Raw genomic sequence first — 15,208 nt, forward strand, 5'->3', positions numbered from 1 at the left:
CTTATCTTCCTTCATTCACAATATGGGTACCGGTTTCCCCGCGCAGCGCGGCGGGCAGGCAGTCTGGCGAGGTGATGATCACCCGCTTGCCACCGTGGTGTAAAAATTCCAGCGAGGCGACGATTTTGGGCAGCATGCTGCCCGCCGGGAAATGACCTTCTTCCCTGTAGCGCGTCATCTCCGCTACGTTGACGGTGTCCAGCGCCTGCTGGTTTGGCTTGCCGAAGTTGACGCACACCTTTTCCACGCCGGTGGTAATCACCAGCACGTCGGCGTGGATCTCGCGCGCCAGCAGCGCGGTGGAGAGATCTTTATCAATCACCGCGTCGACGCTCTGGTAATCGCCCTGCGCCGAGCGCACCACGGGAATACCGCCCCCGCCCGCGCCGATCACCACGAAGCCTTTTTGCGTCAGGGTCTTGATCGCATCGGCCTCGACAATGCGCAGCGGCTGCGGAGAGGCCACCACGCGACGATATCCCCGGCCCGAATCCTCAACAAAGTGCCAGTCCGGGTGCGCGCGCTGCAGTTCGTCGCGCTGCGCCTCGCTGAAGAACGCGCCGATCGGTTTCGTCGGGTGCGTAAAACCGGGATCGTTTTTATCCACTTCCACCTGCGTGACGACCGTAACTGCTTTTTGCTCCCCGCGCGCGGCCAGGCGGTTGTTTAGCGCCTGCTGGATCAGGTAGCCGATGCCGCCCTGGGTGTCCGCCACGCAGTTTGCCAGTGGCGTGAGGGGAAGCCCCTCCCGCTCGTGGGCAATTTCAGCCCGGCGCAGATCCAGCCCCACCTGAGGGCCGTTGCCGTGGGTAAGCACGATGTCATAGTCGGAAGCCAGCATTTCCAGCACGGACTCTGCCACCGCTTTTACCGCCTGCGCCTGATGTTCAACCGACTGGCTGGCGTTGTCTTTGATAATGCTGTTGCCGCCAATGGCGACGACCATAAGCTCTTTCATACGTGCTCCTTCGCAACAGTACCCGGCTCAGCGCTCGCCGCTTCACGGCTATCCAGCACATGCTTCACCACAAACATGCCGCCCATCATCAGATACGCAGTGACGAACATCAGCGAACTGCCTTCGGCAAAGCCCACGACCGGAGCGTGGATCACCCCGAACAGCGCCAGCAGCGCCCCGCCCGCCGCAGCCACAGCACCGCGCAGCGGTTTGTTGATGATGGCGAAAATGGCGATACAGCCCCACAGCATGCTGGCGAGCGGTGCCCCGTTCCCCAGATGGACTAATCCTTCGTAGTAGATCCCTTTGCTGTGCAGCACGTCGGTACCGATGTTGGCGGCATTGGTGCCCGCCGCGCCCATCACGCTGTTCATCATGGTCAGCGCCCAGTTGGCGATCCACGGGAACAGACAGATGAAGATCACGGGCACTTCCACCTTCGGCGTTTCCCTCACCACCTGGTTGGCGGTGACCACGCCGATAAACACCAGAATCGGCACGATGGCAGTCATCGGAATGATGGCGAGCATAAACGCCCCCAGCCCGAACAGCGGCACGATGAACATGGTCACGCCGGAAGCCAGCGTGTAGCCGATGCTCGCGCCCATCGCTTTCCAGCCGGGATGGCCGACGTAGACCGTCACCGGGAACGGGTTCCCCATGAGGCAGCCGAGCATGGAGGCCAGACCGTTTGCCAGCATGACTTTACGCGTCGGGTATTCATCCCCCGCCGCGTGGGCGCTTTCGATGTTCTCCAGGTCAAAGATGTAGTTCGCCAGACCCAGAGGTACGGCAGAGGCGAGATACGGCAGCGCGTGCGGCAGCCCCTGCAGGAAACCTTCCACGTGCACCTGCGGCGGGTTAAAGCCGAAGGATGACATGGAAGCTTTAATCGCCTCCGGGCTCTGCAGGCCGGAGATCCACGCCAGGGCCGTGCCGGCAATCAGCAGCAGCAATCCGGTTGGGATGCGGGCAAAGATCGGCTTTTTACCGAACCAGTTGATGAAAATCAGCAGCAGCACGATAAACGACACGGTCGGCGCCTCGAACGCCTGCAGCATCGGGTTCATCGCCAGCAGCAGCAGACCCAAACCGGACAGGCACGACAGCAGCACGGTACGCGGGATCATCTTGCGGATGGTTTCCCCTAAAAACGAGCCACCCGCCAGGATCATCGCCTCCACGAAGCACCACACCAGGCCAATCTGGATAGCGAACTCCGCATCACCGGTCTGCTGATAGACCGGCATCAGCACCAGGAAGGTTACGGTAAAAATAGACGGCGCGCTGGGGCCGGACGGCAGCGCGGTGACGTCCGTGCGCCCGGTCTGGCGCGCCATCTGCATGCCAAACCAGGCGTAGCAAATACTCGCGGTCAGCACCGCCAGCCCGAAGGCTGGCGCAATGCGTCCATAAACAATCTCCTTCGGGATGCCGACGACAAAAATGAGCAACCCCATCATGGTCAGCAAATTGGTCAGGTTGTTGGTCATCAACCCGAAATACGCCGCCCAGTCACCTCTTTTCCACTCCAGTTTCATGTTTTTCATGGATGCATGCCTTATAAAAAGTAGCGATCGCGGAAGGTCAACAGCGCCTTTTCAAAACAGCTAAACGGTGGGTGAACGATGCCCGCCCCTATCATGCCGATGCCCGCGTCTTTGTGGGCAATGGCGGTGTTAATCACCGGCAGAATGCCGCTGCCGGCGACTCTGGTGATGTCGATGGCGGTCGGGATCCCCATAAACGAGAGCAGGGGAATGGTGACGTTCGGGTTTTCGCCGAGGGTGATTTCACGCATCTGGCGGGAGAAGTCGATAGCTTCCTCCACCGTGCCGCCCACCAGAGCGACGATCGCCGGGGCCGTCGCCATCGCAAAGCCGCCGATGCCGTAGGTTTCGGTGATCGCGCTGTCGCCGATATCCAGCCCGGAGTCTTCCGGCTTATAGCCCGCGAACATCGGGCCGATCACCTGCTGCGCCGGGCCGGTGAACCACTGCCCCGGCAGGCCGGAAATGCGCAGGCCGAACTCGTAGCCGTTACGCGCCATGGTGGTAACCACGGTGCTGTATTCAATGCCGTGGGCGGCGTCCAGGGCGGCTTTACACATCGCCATCCACGTCGGGCCGGAGAAGTAGTCGCTGCTGGCGACAAACTCAAATACCTCGCGCTGCTGCTCAACCGGATAGCCCGCCTGGATCAGCCCCGGGGTCAGCGCCTGGATCAGCAGCGTGGTGCCCGCATTGTTGCGGTTGTGGCACTCATCGCCCATGTGCAGCGCCTGGGCCAGCATCAGGCGCAGGTCGATTTCGCCGATAATCTTCATCGCGTCGCGCAGCATCGGGCCGAGCACATCGCGCATCCAGTTCAGGCGGTCGATGACGCTCTGGTCGTTGGCGCCCATGCGCAGGATCTTCGCCATCTGCTCGCTGAGGTTGGTGAAGGCTCGGTTGCCGTAGGTTTTGTTCTCAACAATGTGCATAAACATCGACGCGGAGGTGACGCCCGCCATGGAGCCCACGCAGTCATGCTCGTGGCATGGCGAGAAGGTGATCTCCCCTGAGGCGGCAAGCCGTGCCGCGTCGTCCAGATCTTTCGCCAGCCCTTCAAACACCAGCGCACCGGTGACCGCGCCTTTCATCGCGCCGCACATGTTTTCCCAGGAGACAGGCGGACCAGCGTGCAGAATGGTGGTGCGGGTCATCCCCGGCACAACGTTAATCGCCTGGTCATAGCCCACCAGCACCGGATGGGACTGGATAATGCGCTCAAGCGCGATTTGGTTGGCGGCGGCGATCTTCTCCGCCAGCGGTTTTTCCGCCAGCTGATCCAGCGCTTCAACCACCTGCATATTGCCCTGCCCCGGCGGCGTCCAGTCAAGCTGGGTCACGGGAACGTGCTGCTTTTTAAGATCGTCGCTGAACATCGCGATACCCACGTTAATGACGTTCAGCGGCTGGTTAAATAAGGTGGTCATTATGCGTTCTCCCCTTTGCAGACAAATTCGCGTGCCAGTAATCCGGTATTGGTGCTGCTGCTGGCCCAGATGACGCCTGCGTCGGTCAGCATCTGGCACTGCTGCGCCAGCGACTGCGGATCCTGATCGGTGCCGAGCACGTATCCGAGGATCTCAAGCGGACGGTTATCGGCCTTCGCGATGGCCTGCGCCTCTTTGATCGCGTCGATCATCACCCCCACCGGATCCTCGTGCGCGCCGAAGCCCAGCACAAAGTCCATCACGATGACGCCCACTTCCGGATCGCGCGCCTCCTGCTGCAGGCGGCTGATGCGGTTGGTCGGGTCGATCATCGGATGCGGCTTGCCGTTGGTGAAATCGTCGTCGCCAAAGTCGAGGAAGGTGTGGGCTTTACTGACGCTGACGTCCGGCAGGCGTTTAGCGGGATCCGGCTGGATATTGCTGTACACGTCGTCGAACTTCTCCAGCGCGGCAAACATCGCCTCGTCGCACAGGGTGCCGCCGCAGAACAGGCCGCGAATGTACTTCTGCTGCGGGGTCAGGCGGGCGCGCACCTCTTCAATCAATGGCCAGTTGAGCGGATGCAGATCAAGGGAATCTTTTTTGATGCCGGTGAGCAAAACGGCCTTCAGCGCCGCCTCTTTGGTGCCGCGCGCGAACTGCAGTCCGTCCTCATCGGCGGGCGGTTCATTGCGGCCGAGGAAGCAAACAACCACCGGCTTGCGGCAGGCTCTGGCGCGGGCCAGTACCTTTTCTGCCACGGCAGGAGCCGCTGGTTTGGAGATCAGCGCGATAACCTGGGTGCCCTCGTCGGCTTCCAGCATGTCGATGGCGTCGAGCATCATCAGTCCGCCAATTTTCTCGCTGAGATCGCGCCCGCCGGTGCCAATCAGCTGCGACACGCCGCCGCCGAATTCATGGATGCGCACGCTCAGCTCCTGGCTGCCGGTGCCGGATGCGCCGACAATGCCAATCGAGCCGCGGCGCACCGCGTTGGCGAAGCACAGTCCCGCGCCGTTGATGATGGCGGTGCCGCAGTCCGGCCCCATCATCAGCAGTCCTTTCTGGTGCGCCAGCTGCTTCAGCGCCAGCTCGTCGTCGAGCGAGACGTTATCGGAGAAGAGCATCACGTTGAGATCGTTTTCCAGCGCCTGACGCGCCTCGCGGGCGGCGAAGGTGCCGTTGACGGAAATCACCGCAAGGTTGCTGTCCGGGCGATGGGTTTTGGCGCTGGCAATCGTCGCGTAGCGCGCTTCATGGGAGCCCGCGCTCTCTTTACGCGTGAACAGCGCTTCAATAGCGGCCAGCGTTTCATCATTCGCCGCGTCGCCTTTAATGACGATCATCAGGTCGCCGTTTTTCGCCTCATTTAATTCCGGCGTTAACAGCCCGAGGTTTTTTAATACGCCCTTATTCATTTCCGTTGCCATGGCGACAAAGGCCTGTTCAACGCCCGGCAATTTATTGGCTTTAGTGGAAACGGACATTAATGACACGGAGTCAAAATAGGTGTTCTTTTTAATCACGATTTTCGTTGGCATTATTTGCACCTGTTCGCGGATAAAAGGGGGGCCGCCGTCGTGCAAAATGCACGTCGGTAAAAAATGCTTTATTTAATTAGCGGCCAGCCGGAACGGGCTGACCGATCGTTTTACGCGCCCGCCGCCAGCAGCAGGTCGGCAATCTCAGTGAAGCCTTTCTCCCGCGCCAGTTCGAGCGGGGTTTTGCCGTATTTGTCGGTCATATGCGGGTTCGCGCCGTGATCCAGCAGCAGCTTCACGATCGCCTGCTGCTTTTCGCCGCCGTCGTTTAACACGATGGCTTCCAGCAGCGGCGTCCAGCCGACAAAGTTGGTGTGGTTAACGTTGATATCGGTTTTTTCCAGCAGCTCGCGCACGATCTCCACGTGCCCTTTTTCACTGGCAGGCGTAATGCCCACGCCGCCAAAACGCGTCAGGCGGTCGAGATCCGGATTCGCGGGTAATACCAGCCGCAGGAGGGTTAAATCATTGGTCAGGCAGCTAATGAGGAAAGGGTTAAAGCAGGTCTGATCCTGTTTATCAATATCTGCCCCGGCGGCAATTAAAAATTCTACGCAGGAATAGTGTTTTTTCAGGCTGGCAATCGTAACGGCGGTTCTTTTCTGGCGGTTAGTGGCGTTAATATCCACGCCTTTCTCCAGACAGGCTTTTAGCGCATCGCTATTGCCCTCTTCTGCCGCCAGCAGAAATTCCGTAACCAGTTCAGTTGCAGACATATTCAGACTCCCGATGTTTTTCTTTCTGTTGACCTGAGAATAGCAACAGCCTGGTCATAAAAGAATCCGCTTAAAAATGATTCATCGACAGTCAATTCATTGTTGAGTTAAATTCAACAGTTCGGTCAAAACGTGCGTCTGTGCAACCTTTTTCTTATGTTTAACCGCTTTTTAGCGCGTCAAAACGCATTATGCTTATGTCTGATAAAGCCTTATGCACCAGGGCTTTCGGCAAAGCGTCAGAACTGTGATCGGCTTCAAATGCGTTGTAACAGCGTTGTTAAAATATGTTCAAAACTGATGTCTGACGGAGCCGTGATATGAATTCCATCTTTACCGAAGAGAACCTGCTGGCCTTCACCACCGCCGCCCGCTTTGGCAGCTTCAGCAAAGCCGCCGCCGAACTGGGCGTCACCACCTCTGCCATCAGCTACACCATTAAGCGCATGGAGACCGGGCTGGACGTGGTGCTGTTCGTGCGTAACACGCGCAGCATTGAACTGACCGAGTCCGGCTTTTACTTTTACCGCAAAGCCACCGACCTGCTTAACGACTTTCACGCCATCAAGCGCGGGATTGATACCATCTCACAGGGCATCGAGGCGCGGGTGCGCATCTGTATCAACCAGCTGTTGTATACGCCGCGCCATACGGCGCGGCTGCTGCAGGTGCTGAAAAAGCAGTTTCCCACCTGCCAGATCACCGTCACCACCGAGGTCTATAACGGCGTATGGGACTCCATTATCAACAACCAGGCCAATATCGCCATTGGCGCACCGGACACGCTGCTCGACGGCGGCGGAATTGACTACACCGAGATCGGCGCCATTCGCTGGGTGTTCGCCATCGCGCCGGCGCACCCGCTGGCGTTCGTTCCGGAACCGATAGCGGAAAGCCAGCTGCGCCTGTACCCCAACATCATGGTGGAAGATACCGCGCACACCATTAACAAGAAGGTGGGCTGGCTGCTACACGGACAGGAGGCGATTCTGGTGCCGGACTTTAATACCAAATGCCAGTGTCAGATTCTGGGCGAAGGGATAGGTTTTTTACCGGAGTATATGGCGCGGGAAGCGGTGGAAGACGGGCTGCTGGTGACGCGGCGTATCAATAACCCGCGTCAGGATTCTCGCATGCTGCTCGCCACGCAGCATGCCGCGACCGGCCAGGTCACGCGCTGGATCAAACAGCAGTTTGGCCCCCAGGGCGTGCTGACCGGGATCTACAGCGACTTACTCTGGCGTGCTTAGCTCTTACTCTGAACCCAGAAAGCGTGGATAAGACCTGGGATGTAGCCCAGCAGCGTCAGAATAATGTTGATAATAAACGCCCAGCCGAAACCTTTGCCCAACAGCACGCCCAGCGGCGGCAACAGGATGGTAAAAACAATACGCCAAAAACCCATATCAAAACTCCGTGCAAGCTAATCCATTGAAAATAATAAAGAGAACTATCTCTAAGCATAGCCAGTTTACCTGTCTGCGCCAGTTCTCTCCCCCGCGTTTACCCTCTTTTACGCTTTTGACGCTGGCGTAATGCGCACAATTACTTTAGCATTAACTTAATTAAGCAAATACTAAACTATCATGACCGAACTCGAACAGCTTCAGGCCAGCGCAGAGCAGGCCGCAAACCTTTTAAAAGCGATGAGCAATCCGCGTCGCCTGCTGATCCTCTGCACGCTGTGCGGCGCCCCCGGCACCAGCGCGGGGGAACTGGCCCGCGCGACGGGGCTGAGCCCTTCCGCCACGTCGCAGCATCTGGCGCGCATGCGTGAGGAAGGTCTGATTGACAGTACCCGCGAGGCGCAGCGCATTCGCTATTTCATTAAAAACGATGCGGTGCATCAGCTCATCAGCACCCTGAAAACCCTTTATTGCCCGTAAGGAGCCGCCATGTCACTTCCCCTTATTTCGCCGCGCGAGGCCAGCGCCCGCATCGCTGAAGGTGCAAAGCTGATTGATATTCGTGATGCCGACGAGTACGCCCGCGAGCATATTCCCGCCGCGCAGTCCATGCCGCTGGATACCTTACCCGGTGGACTTAAAACGCACGCGGGCGAAACGGTGATTTTTCACTGCCAGTCTGGCGCCCGCACCTCAGGCAATGCCGAACGCCTTGCGCAGGCCGCCGCCCTCGCTCAGGCACTGGTGGTCGAAGGGGGCATTCAGGGCTGGAAGCAGGCGGGTCTGCAGACTGTCGAAGACAAAACCCAGCCGCTGCCGCTGATGCGTCAGGTGCAAATTGCCGCCGGGCTGCTCATTCTCTGCGGCGTGGTGCTCGGCTATAGCGTCTCCGGCGGCTTTTTCCTGCTCAGCGGCTTCGTAGGAGCCGGGCTGCTGTTCGCCGGTGTGACCGGTTTTTGCGGCATGGCGAGGCTGCTCAAGGTGATGCCCTGGAACCGTCGTACCTCATAAGCAGTAATCGCTGAAATACGCTGTACCCGCCGTCATACGTGGGCTAAGGTGAAGATCGCTAAAACGATGAGGAGGTAATATGTTTTCTGTCGGTGATTATGTACAACCGCGTAAAGGCGGCCCGAAGCTGAAAGTGCTTGAAGTGAATGGTGACAGCGTTGTGGCGGTACAGGCCAGCAATGAGCAAGGCGAGAAATATACCCTGAAAGCGGCCGATCTGGCGCCGTATACTGAAGACGGTGATTTCGGCGTCTGCTGAAAAAATGCCGGGCGGTGTGTTCCGCCCGGTTTACCTGTTTAGATCAGAAAATCTTCCAGTGATTTGCCGTTTGCCAGCGCGCTGGCAATAGGCTTCGGCGTGCGGCCCTGGCCGGTCCACGTTTTCTCTTCACCGTTCTGGTCAATAAAGCGATATTTGGCATCACGCGGCTTGCGCTTTTTCACTGGCTTACCCGCCTGCCCCAGTTCAGAGCCCAGCAGATCGGTCGGTGAAATACCATCGGCTTTCATTCGTTCCAGCAGGGCATTAATTTTCTCCTGCTGCTCAGCCCGCTGCTGCTCTAATTCCGCCAGCTCACTACGTTTCTCTTCAGCAACGACCCTGACCTTTTCCAGCATTTCCTCAAGAACGTCCAGGGATAATTCGCGTGCCATGGCGCGCAGAGTTCGGATATTATTAAGATTCTGTAACGTCAAAGACATATTATTTGAAAACCTTCTCTTTAGGGTAAATAGATAAATCACCGACAGAATAATTCATTTCCGTTGAAATATCTACCCGCGGGGCGACCCTGCCAATAGCGTAAATATGTTTTACTGCCACCGTTAATATTATCTTATAACGCCTGTGGGATACGCATGGATTCATTCACCCCATCAATATAAATGGTAATCCTTAATCAAAATTTCAGCATCCTGCGCTGTCCAAAAGCGGGTTGAAGCCTTCGTCAGTGAGACGAGACACAACCAACTGATTTACATTAGAAAATCATCACACGAGACACATTATAACGAAGCGAACAAAAAACCATCAATTTTAGAGAATTTTGTGGACAAAACGCGTTTAAATAAAAATTAATCACTAGTTGTTAGTTCAAACATAGAGATATACGCTATACACGTCAAACAAACCAACCTAAAGCACTAATCGCTTCGGGAAAATCGTTTCTTTTGTGTTCTTCTCAAGGAGTTCAGACATGTTCTCACCGCAATCACGCCTTCGCCATGCAGTGGCGGATACTTTCGCGATGGTTGTCTACTGTTCCGTTGTGAACATGCTGATCGAAATATTCCTCTCCGGAATGACCTTCGAGCAGTCACTTTCTTCTCGTCTGGTGGCGATCCCGGTCAATATTATTATTGCATGGCCTTACGGCTTATACCGCGATGCCGTCATGCGTTTCGCACGTCGTATCAGCCCCGCAGGCTGGGTGAAAAACCTGGCGGACGTTCTGGCCTATGTGACGTTCCAGTCGCCGGTTTACGTGGCTATTCTGCTGACGGTGGGCGCGGACTGGCACCAGATCGCTGCGGCGGTCAGTTCGAATATTGTGATTTCAATGCTGATGGGGGCGGTGTACGGCTATTTCCTCGACTACTGTCGCCGCCTGTTTAAGGTCAGCCAGTACAGCCAGGCAAAAGCGTGATATGAAGCGACTGGCGCATGCCAGTCGCAAATTTACTGTACGTCGCCAAACAGTCCCTTCAAAAACCGTTCCAGCGCCATACGCGAGCTGAAACCATGCGGAATACCATAATGCTCATGCGTCTCTCCGCCTAAATAGAGCGGAAATTGCTGATAGTGATCGCAGGTTTTAATATCCGAGGCAGGCTCAGCAAATGACAGACTTCTGTCTTTCAGCGTCGGGTGAATAATGAGAGCGGTACGTCCCATTCTTGCTTCACGATTAACGTAAACATAATTCTCGCCACGGCGATATCCATACGCTTTTGGTGTCACCTCATCCATGGTGAATCCCTCTTTTTCAAGAACGCGCGCCACCTCATCAGGTCGTAAATACATATCTTTTCCTCGTTATCTTTTCCTGCCCGGCAACCTTACAGTATTCAGCATTAGCAGGGCTTTCAGAATAGTCCATAAACTGCCGGATAACGCGTGATGCGCTTCAGATATTAAATTTCTGAACTAAACTGAACGGGAACGCAAAATTACGGAGGATCGTATGTTTAACAGACCGAACCGAAACGATATTAATGACGATGCGCAGGATATTCGTAATGATGTCAGCCAATTAGCGGACACGCTGGAAGAGGTGCTGAAATCCTGGGGAAGTGACGCGAAGGACGAAGCGGATGCCGCAAAACGTAAGGCTCAGTCTCTGCTCCGTGAAACCCGCGCGCGCTTAAACGGCCGCACGCGTACGACACAGGCTGCCTGCGATGCGGTCAGCTGCGCAACGACCTTCGTGCGCGAGAAGCCGCTCTGTACGCTCGGCACGGTAGCGGCAGTCGGTATCTTTGTGGGCGCTCTGCTTAGCCTGCGCAAATAACCCGCTCACGCACCGTTATCTGCCCCGGTGGTCAGTGGCTGCCGGGGCTTTTCTTTGCCTTCTCGGCTGTAAAACCCGTATAGCCTGCCCTGCCCCGCTGAGCTCATCATCGGGACAACATCAATCTGAATTTCCCATATCTTGTATGGTTGAAACTTAAGACAACTACATCTAGTATTCCTTTTAGCAAGACACACACAACCTGACGCGATGATTCGCGCCGTTCTCTCATTTTAAATGGAAATACGAATCATGAGCATTATTATTTACACTCGTAACGATTGTGTTCAGTGCCACGCAACTAAACGGGCGATGGAAAGCCGCGGCGTGGCGTTTGAGATGGTGAATATTGACCAGCAGCCCGAGGCCGCCGATACCCTTCGCGCGCAGGGTTTCCGTCAGCTTCCGGTGGTGGTGGCCGGGGAGACCAGCTGGTCTGGCTTCCGCCCGGACATGATCAACCGCATCGCCGCGCAGGCCGCACGGGCATGAGCAGACTGGTGTTCTTCTCCAGCAGCTCGGAAAACACGCTCCGTTTTATTGAGCGCGTCGGGCTGCCTGCGGTGCGCATTCCGCTTAACGAGCGGGAGCGGATCCGGGTAGAGGAACCTTACATTCTGGTGGTGCCCAGCTATGGCGGAGGCGGCACGGCGGGCGCAGTGCCTCGCCAGGTGATCCGCTTTCTGAACGATCCTCATAACCGGGAGCTGATCCGCGGCGTCATTGCGGCGGGGAATCGCAATTTCGGCGACGCCTTTGGCCGCGCCGGAGATGTCATCTCTCAAAAATGCGGCGTGCCGTATCTCTATCGCTTTGAGCTGATGGGGACGCAGCAGGACGTCGAAAACGTGCGTAAAGGAGTGAACGAATTTTGGCAACGACAACCGCAGAACGGGTAATGCAGGCGACGCCGGATTACCACGCATTAAACGCGATGCTTAACCTCTATGACCGGGAGGGACGCATTCAGTTTGATAAAGACCGTGAGGCGGTGGACGCCTTTTTTGCCGCCCACGTGCGGCCCAACAGCGTGACCTTTACGAGCCAGGATGAACGTCTCGACCACCTGGTTAACGAGGGTTACTACGATGCGCGCGTCCTCACCCGCTACGAACGCGCCTTCGTCGTGAAGCTGTTTGAACGCGCCCACGCCAGCGGCTTTCGTTTCCAGACGTTCCTTGGCGCGTGGAAGTTCTACACCAGCTACACCCTGAAAACCTTTGATGGTAAGCGCTATTTAGAAAGCTTTGAAGATCGCGTGGTGATGGTCGCGCTGACCCTGGCGCAGGGCGATGAAGCGCTGGCGCAACAGCTCACCGACGAGATCCTCTCCGGCCGCTTCCAGCCCGCCACGCCTACCTTTCTCAACTGCGGCAAAGCCCAGCGCGGTGAGCTGGTCTCCTGCTTCCTGCTGCGTATCGAAGATAATATGGAGTCGATTGGCCGCGCGGTGAACTCGGCGCTGCAGCTTTCCAAACGCGGCGGCGGCGTGGCGTTTTTGCTCTCTAACCTGCGCGAAGCGGGCGCGCCGATCAAGCGCATCGAAAACCAGTCCTCCGGCGTGATCCCGGTGATGAAGATGCTGGAGGATGCGTTCTCCTATGCTAACCAGCTTGGCGCGCGCCAGGGCGCAGGGGCGGTTTACCTGCATGCGCATCATCCGGACATTCTGCGTTTTCTCGATACCAAGCGCGAAAACGCCGACGAAAAAATCCGTATCAAAACCCTGTCGCTTGGCGTGGTGATCCCGGATATCACCTTTAAACTGGCCAAAGAGAATGCCGAGATGGCGCTCTTCTCGCCGTATGACGTTGAGCGAATCTATGGCAAAGCTTTTGGCGACGTGGCCATCAGCGAACTTTATGACGTGCTGGTAGCCGACGAGCGCATTCGCAAAAAATATATCAACGCCCGCGATTTCTTCCAGACGCTTGCCGAAATTCAGTTTGAGTCCGGCTATCCGTACATCATGTACGAAGATACGGTAAACCGCGCGAACCCGATTGCCGGGCGCATCAACATGAGCAACCTGTGCTCGGAGATTTTGCAGGTCAACAGCGCGTCCGGCTATGAAGAGAATCTGGACTATGCGGAGATCGGCAAAGACATCTCCTGCAACCTCGGGTCGCTGAATATCGCCCACACCATGGATTCACCCGACTTTGGCCGCACGATAGAAACCGCCATTCGCGGGCTGACGGCGGTGTCGGACATGAGCCACATCCGCAGCGTGCCGTCCATCGAAGCGGGCAACTCTGCGTCGCATGCTATCGGGCTGGGGCAGATGAATCTCCACGGTTATCTGGCGCGGGAGGGCATCGCCTACGGCAGTCCGGAAGGGCTGGACTTCACCAACCTCTATTTTTACACCGTCACCTGGCACGCGCTGCATACCTCGATGATGCTGGCGCGCGAACGCAACCAGCATTTTGCGGGCTTTGAGCAGTCCCGCTACGCCAGCGGAGCGTATTTTAGCCCGTATCTTGAAGGCGACTGGCAACCGAAAACCGAAAAAGTACGCGAACTGTTTGCTCGCGCCGGAATTGTGTTGCCGACGCGCGCGATGTGGCAGCAGTTGCGTGATGATGTGATGCGCTACGGCATCTACAACCAGAACCTGCAGGCCGTACCGCCAACCGGTTCGATCTCCTACATCAATCACGCCACGTCGAGCATTCACCCGCTCGTGTCGAAAATTGAAATTCGCAAAGAAGGCAAAACCGGACGCGTTTACTACCCTGCCCCGTTTATGACCAATGAGAACCTGGCTTTGTATCAGGACGCGTATGAGATCGGCCCGGAAAAAATCATCGATACCTACGCCGAGGCGACGAAACACGTGGATCAGGGACTGTCGCTGACGCTGTTCTTCCCGGATACCGCCACCACGCGGGACATCAACAAAGCCCAGATCTACGCCTGGAAGAAAGGAATCAAGACGCTCTACTACATTCGCCTGCGCCAGCTTGCGCTGGAAGGCACCGAAATTGAAGGCTGCGTGTCCTGCGCGCTGTAAGGAGAAAGGATGAAACTGTCACGCGTGAGTGCCGTTAACTGGAACAAAATCCAGGACGATAAAGACCTGGAGGTATGGAACCGCCTGACCAGCAACTTCTGGCTGCCGGAAAAGGTTCCGCTCTCCAACGATATTCCGGCCTGGCAAACCCTGAGTCACGCCGAGCAGCAGCTGACGATCCGCGTCTTTACCGGCCTGACGCTGCTCGACACCATTCAAAATACCGTCGGCGCACCGGCTCTGATGAGTGACGCGCTGACGCCGCACGAAGAGGCGGTGATGTCGAACATCAGCTTTATGGAGGCGGTGCACGCCCGCTCCTACAGTTCGATTTTCTCCACGCTGTGCCAGACCAAAGACGTGGACGCAGCCTACGCATGGAGTGAAGCAAGCGAGTCACTACAGAGAAAGGCGGAGCTGGTGCTGACGTATTATCGGAACGACGAGCCGCTGAAGAAGAAGATCGCCAGCGTGTTTCTGGAATCCTTCCTCTTCTATTCTGGCTTCTGGCTGCCCATGTACTGGTCGAGCCGGGGCAAGCTCACCAACACCGCCGATTTGATTCGCCTCATCATTCGTGATGAAGCGGTGCACGGGTATTACATCGGCTATAAGTATCAGAAAGGGCTGGAAAAGGTCAGCGACGCGGAGCGAGAGGAGCTAAAAGGTTTTGCGCTCGATTTGCTGATGGATCTGTACGACAACGAGCTGAGCTATACCGAAGAACTCTACGCTGGTACCGGCTGGGAGGAAGACGTGAAGGCCTTCCTTTGCTACAACGCCAACAAGGCGCTGATGAACCTGGGTTATGAGGCGCTGTTCCCACCGGAGATGGCGGAGGTGAACCCGGCGATTCTGTCCGCGCTGTCGCCCAACGCCGACGAAAACCACGATTTCTTCTCCGGGTCGGGTTCATCGTACGTGATGGGCAAAGCGGTGGAAACTGAGGATGAAGACTGGGATTTTTAACGAACGTTAACGTTCGTTAATTTAATATAAACCCAACAATTTCCTCTCTAATATTTACAAAGCAACTACACTGTCATTTCTGCGTCATATTCGCCTGAATCACC

General features: G+C 56.6%; 18 protein-coding genes. 10 read left to right on the forward strand and 8 right to left on the reverse strand.

The features are described from left to right. Nucleotide 1 precedes the first annotated feature (1 nt). The 5 genes from ACMGGQ_RS15865 to ACMGGQ_RS15885 all read right to left on the reverse strand — a co-directional run bounded on the left by ACMGGQ_RS15865 (nucleotide 2) and on the right by ACMGGQ_RS15885 (nucleotide 6,192). Nucleotides 2–958 carry a carbamate kinase family protein gene (locus tag ACMGGQ_RS15865; RefSeq protein WP_045909287.1) on the reverse strand — a complete coding sequence of 319 codons (957 nt, stop codon included), beginning with the start codon at nucleotides 956–958 and terminating at the stop codon, nucleotides 2–4. Then, the gene (locus ACMGGQ_RS15870; protein ID WP_048029260.1) at nucleotides 955–2,508 is read right to left on the reverse strand and encodes a hypothetical protein; all 1,554 of its coding nucleotides are present in this window, start codon (nucleotides 2,506–2,508) and stop codon (nucleotides 955–957) included. Before ACMGGQ_RS15870 ends, ACMGGQ_RS15865 begins: the two co-directional genes overlap by 4 nt. An 11-nt stretch (nucleotides 2,509–2,519) precedes the next feature. Continuing rightward, the gene (locus tag ACMGGQ_RS15875; RefSeq protein ID WP_048226633.1) at nucleotides 2,520–3,935 is read right to left on the reverse strand and encodes a DUF1116 domain-containing protein; all 1,416 of its coding nucleotides are present in this window, start codon (nucleotides 3,933–3,935) and stop codon (nucleotides 2,520–2,522) included. Continuing rightward, nucleotides 3,935–5,476, reverse strand: coding sequence for an acyl-CoA synthetase FdrA (gene fdrA / locus ACMGGQ_RS15880; protein WP_420290266.1), 1,542 nt, complete (start codon nucleotides 5,474–5,476; stop codon nucleotides 3,935–3,937). Before fdrA ends, ACMGGQ_RS15875 begins: the two co-directional genes overlap by 1 nt. A gap of 110 nt (nucleotides 5,477–5,586) precedes the next feature. Further along, the gene (locus ACMGGQ_RS15885) at nucleotides 5,587–6,192 is read right to left on the reverse strand and encodes an ankyrin repeat domain-containing protein (RefSeq protein WP_196352678.1); all 606 of its coding nucleotides are present in this window, start codon (nucleotides 6,190–6,192) and stop codon (nucleotides 5,587–5,589) included. A 320-nt stretch (nucleotides 6,193–6,512) separates the two neighbouring features. Between ACMGGQ_RS15885 and ACMGGQ_RS15890 the strand changes: the two genes are divergently transcribed. Then, nucleotides 6,513–7,442 (forward strand): LysR substrate-binding domain-containing protein, encoded by a 930-nt coding sequence (locus ACMGGQ_RS15890; protein ID WP_045909292.1) that lies wholly within the window; start codon nucleotides 6,513–6,515, stop codon nucleotides 7,440–7,442. On the opposite strand, the gene ACMGGQ_RS15895 is transcribed toward ACMGGQ_RS15890, so the two are convergent. Continuing rightward, on the reverse strand, nucleotides 7,439–7,597 hold the full coding sequence (locus ACMGGQ_RS15895) for a YqaE/Pmp3 family membrane protein (protein WP_045909293.1): 159 nt from the start codon (nucleotides 7,595–7,597) through the stop codon (nucleotides 7,439–7,441). The two genes, ACMGGQ_RS15890 and ACMGGQ_RS15895, sit on opposite strands and share 4 nt — an antisense overlap. Before the next feature lie 181 nt (nucleotides 7,598–7,778). Between ACMGGQ_RS15895 and ACMGGQ_RS15900 the strand changes: the two genes are divergently transcribed. The 3 genes from ACMGGQ_RS15900 to ACMGGQ_RS15910 all read left to right on the forward strand — a co-directional run bounded on the left by ACMGGQ_RS15900 (nucleotide 7,779) and on the right by ACMGGQ_RS15910 (nucleotide 8,868). Then, nucleotides 7,779–8,078 carry an ArsR/SmtB family transcription factor gene (locus tag ACMGGQ_RS15900; protein WP_048029255.1) on the forward strand — a complete coding sequence of 100 codons (300 nt, stop codon included), beginning with the start codon at nucleotides 7,779–7,781 and terminating at the stop codon, nucleotides 8,076–8,078. A gap of 9 nt (nucleotides 8,079–8,087) precedes the next feature. Further along, entirely contained in the window at nucleotides 8,088–8,609 is a 522-nt protein-coding gene (locus tag ACMGGQ_RS15905; protein ID WP_126533946.1) for a rhodanese family protein, read from the forward strand. Nucleotides 8,610–8,688: 79 nt separating this feature from the next. Next, nucleotides 8,689–8,868 carry a hypothetical protein gene (locus tag ACMGGQ_RS15910; protein WP_048029253.1) on the forward strand — a complete coding sequence of 60 codons (180 nt, stop codon included), beginning with the start codon at nucleotides 8,689–8,691 and terminating at the stop codon, nucleotides 8,866–8,868. 38 nt (nucleotides 8,869–8,906) lie between these two features. Here the strand turns inward: ACMGGQ_RS15910 and stpA are convergent, their stop codons facing one another. After that, nucleotides 8,907–9,311 (reverse strand): DNA-binding protein StpA, encoded by a 405-nt coding sequence (stpA, locus tag ACMGGQ_RS15915; RefSeq protein ID WP_048029252.1) that lies wholly within the window; start codon nucleotides 9,309–9,311, stop codon nucleotides 8,907–8,909. Between the two features lie 494 nt (nucleotides 9,312–9,805). Between stpA and alaE the strand changes: the two genes are divergently transcribed. Beyond that, entirely contained in the window at nucleotides 9,806–10,255 is a 450-nt protein-coding gene (gene alaE / locus ACMGGQ_RS15920; protein ID WP_023617655.1) for an L-alanine exporter AlaE, read from the forward strand. A 32-nt stretch (nucleotides 10,256–10,287) separates the two neighbouring features. Here alaE and ACMGGQ_RS15925 read toward each other — a convergent pair whose 3' ends face one another. Beyond that, nucleotides 10,288–10,632: a DUF2002 family protein gene (locus ACMGGQ_RS15925; protein WP_008502568.1), complete on the reverse strand. Its 345-nt coding sequence runs from the start codon at nucleotides 10,630–10,632 to the stop codon at nucleotides 10,288–10,290. 160 nt (nucleotides 10,633–10,792) lie between these two features. On the opposite strand from ACMGGQ_RS15925, the gene ACMGGQ_RS15930 reads away from it, so the two are divergent. The 5 genes from ACMGGQ_RS15930 to nrdF all read left to right on the forward strand — a co-directional run bounded on the left by ACMGGQ_RS15930 (nucleotide 10,793) and on the right by nrdF (nucleotide 15,104). After that, nucleotides 10,793–11,119 (forward strand): DUF883 domain-containing protein, encoded by a 327-nt coding sequence (locus ACMGGQ_RS15930; protein ID WP_008502569.1) that lies wholly within the window; start codon nucleotides 10,793–10,795, stop codon nucleotides 11,117–11,119. 252 nt (nucleotides 11,120–11,371) lie between these two features. Continuing rightward, complete coding sequence (nrdH, locus tag ACMGGQ_RS15935; protein ID WP_008502570.1) at nucleotides 11,372–11,611, forward strand: glutaredoxin-like protein NrdH; 240 nt, start codon at nucleotides 11,372–11,374, stop codon at nucleotides 11,609–11,611. After that, nucleotides 11,608–12,018: a class Ib ribonucleoside-diphosphate reductase assembly flavoprotein NrdI gene (gene nrdI, locus ACMGGQ_RS15940; protein ID WP_024907682.1), complete on the forward strand. Its 411-nt coding sequence runs from the start codon at nucleotides 11,608–11,610 to the stop codon at nucleotides 12,016–12,018. The genes nrdH and nrdI overlap by 4 nt, the downstream gene beginning before the upstream one ends. Continuing rightward, nucleotides 11,991–14,135 carry a class 1b ribonucleoside-diphosphate reductase subunit alpha gene (gene nrdE / locus ACMGGQ_RS15945; protein WP_252074098.1) on the forward strand — a complete coding sequence of 715 codons (2,145 nt, stop codon included), beginning with the start codon at nucleotides 11,991–11,993 and terminating at the stop codon, nucleotides 14,133–14,135. Before nrdI ends, nrdE begins: the two co-directional genes overlap by 28 nt. Before the next feature lie 9 nt (nucleotides 14,136–14,144). Next, nucleotides 14,145–15,104, forward strand: a complete 960-nt coding sequence (gene nrdF / locus ACMGGQ_RS15950) for a class 1b ribonucleoside-diphosphate reductase subunit beta (protein WP_126533948.1) — start codon at nucleotides 14,145–14,147, stop codon at nucleotides 15,102–15,104. Nucleotides 15,105–15,208 lie beyond the last annotated feature (104 nt).

Origin of the sequence: Enterobacter sp. BNK-13, from assembly GCF_048685015.1 — a bacterium.
In the GTDB taxonomy this organism is placed as follows: domain Bacteria; phylum Pseudomonadota; class Gammaproteobacteria; order Enterobacterales; family Enterobacteriaceae; genus Enterobacter; species Enterobacter quasiroggenkampii.

What these genes read in the sequence shown, in the direction of transcription:
- ACMGGQ_RS15890 (WP_045909292.1), top strand. Translation starts at nt 6,513, where the DNA reads ATGAATTCCATCTTTACCGAAGAGAACCTGCTGGCCTTCACCACCGCC.
- ACMGGQ_RS15910 (WP_048029253.1), top strand. Translation starts at nt 8,689, where the DNA reads ATGTTTTCTGTCGGTGATTATGTACAACCGCGTAAAGGCGGCCCGAAG.
- ACMGGQ_RS15930 (WP_008502569.1), top strand. Translation starts at nt 10,793, where the DNA reads ATGTTTAACAGACCGAACCGAAACGATATTAATGACGATGCGCAGGAT.
- ACMGGQ_RS15925 (WP_008502568.1), bottom strand. Translation starts at nt 10,632, where the DNA reads ATGTATTTACGACCTGATGAGGTGGCGCGCGTTCTTGAAAAAGAGGGA.
- ACMGGQ_RS15885 (WP_196352678.1), bottom strand. Translation starts at nt 6,192, where the DNA reads ATGTCTGCAACTGAACTGGTTACGGAATTTCTGCTGGCGGCAGAAGAG.
- ACMGGQ_RS15875 (WP_048226633.1), bottom strand. Translation starts at nt 3,935, where the DNA reads ATGACCACCTTATTTAACCAGCCGCTGAACGTCATTAACGTGGGTATC.
- ACMGGQ_RS15870 (WP_048029260.1), bottom strand. Translation starts at nt 2,508, where the DNA reads ATGAAAAACATGAAACTGGAGTGGAAAAGAGGTGACTGGGCGGCGTAT.
- ACMGGQ_RS15865 (WP_045909287.1), bottom strand. Translation starts at nt 958, where the DNA reads ATGAAAGAGCTTATGGTCGTCGCCATTGGCGGCAACAGCATTATCAAA.
- ACMGGQ_RS15895 (WP_045909293.1), bottom strand. Translation starts at nt 7,597, where the DNA reads ATGGGTTTTTGGCGTATTGTTTTTACCATCCTGTTGCCGCCGCTGGGC.
- nrdH (WP_008502570.1), top strand. Translation starts at nt 11,372, where the DNA reads ATGAGCATTATTATTTACACTCGTAACGATTGTGTTCAGTGCCACGCA.
- ACMGGQ_RS15900 (WP_048029255.1), top strand. Translation starts at nt 7,779, where the DNA reads ATGACCGAACTCGAACAGCTTCAGGCCAGCGCAGAGCAGGCCGCAAAC.
- fdrA (WP_420290266.1), bottom strand. Translation starts at nt 5,476, where the DNA reads ATGCCAACGAAAATCGTGATTAAAAAGAACACCTATTTTGACTCCGTG.
- stpA (WP_048029252.1), bottom strand. Translation starts at nt 9,311, where the DNA reads ATGTCTTTGACGTTACAGAATCTTAATAATATCCGAACTCTGCGCGCC.
- nrdI (WP_024907682.1), top strand. Translation starts at nt 11,608, where the DNA reads ATGAGCAGACTGGTGTTCTTCTCCAGCAGCTCGGAAAACACGCTCCGT.
- nrdF (WP_126533948.1), top strand. Translation starts at nt 14,145, where the DNA reads ATGAAACTGTCACGCGTGAGTGCCGTTAACTGGAACAAAATCCAGGAC.
- alaE (WP_023617655.1), top strand. Translation starts at nt 9,806, where the DNA reads ATGTTCTCACCGCAATCACGCCTTCGCCATGCAGTGGCGGATACTTTC.
- ACMGGQ_RS15905 (WP_126533946.1), top strand. Translation starts at nt 8,088, where the DNA reads ATGTCACTTCCCCTTATTTCGCCGCGCGAGGCCAGCGCCCGCATCGCT.